1 protein-coding gene is annotated in these 653 nt (G+C 57.3%); it reads right to left on the bottom strand.

Annotation, left to right across the window (positions count from 1 at the left end; genetic code table 11):
• Positions 1-487: 487 nt before the first annotated feature.
• Positions 488-653 (bottom strand): glycerophosphodiester phosphodiesterase family protein (locus DVK05_RS16350; RefSeq protein ID WP_303646408.1); only part of this gene is annotated, 166 nt, incomplete at its 5' end.

Below are 653 nucleotides of genomic sequence, written 5' to 3'. Positions count from 1 at the left end.
ACTGTTCGTGGAACTGGACGAGCCGTCCGAGCCATCAGCGCCGTCCGAACCCCCTGATGTTGCTCCTAGACATCCAGCGGAAGCAAGACCGACTGCGGCCGCACCGGTTGTTTGAAGAAATCTACGCCGACCACTGTGTGAGCCGTTTACATTGACCACATCTTGAGGTAGACTAGTTCCATATTAAAATTTTATAATATTTGAAATGATTAGTAGTAGGTGGTAAGCACTGCTACAATTACTTCGATCTCGATACGTACCTGTACATACCGATCCAGAGAGTTCTGGGGTATTTTGAGAAATATCGCTGAGACAACCTCATCGACACCGCCGCCCAGTAAGCCGTCGTGACCACGAAGAGTTAATCGATGAGAATCGACGGCGGACGAGGAAGAGTCGATCGAAGGGCGCCGCCAACAGAGGTGGGGCCGCGTCGGCGCGCTCACACCTGGTCTCCGTCGACCGGCCGCTCGCATCGTGCTCAGGACTACGTGTCTCCGGCAGACGTCTCACCGGAAGCGGGGAGCAGACCGGAGTAGTCGGCGGCGATGCCGTCGACGCCGGCGGCGGCAAGTCGACTGGCCTGATACCACGTATCGACTGTCCACACGTTCACCTCACGTCCGTCCGCGTGCGCCTCGGCGACGAGGTCC

Origin of the sequence: Halorubrum sp. Atlit-8R (assembly GCF_003666025.1) — an archaeon.
Classification (GTDB): domain Archaea; phylum Halobacteriota; class Halobacteria; order Halobacteriales; family Haloferacaceae; genus Halorubrum; species Halorubrum salinarum.
The sequence above is the reverse complement of the archived record's forward strand: the minus strand, read 5'-3'. Positions and strand labels throughout refer to the sequence as shown.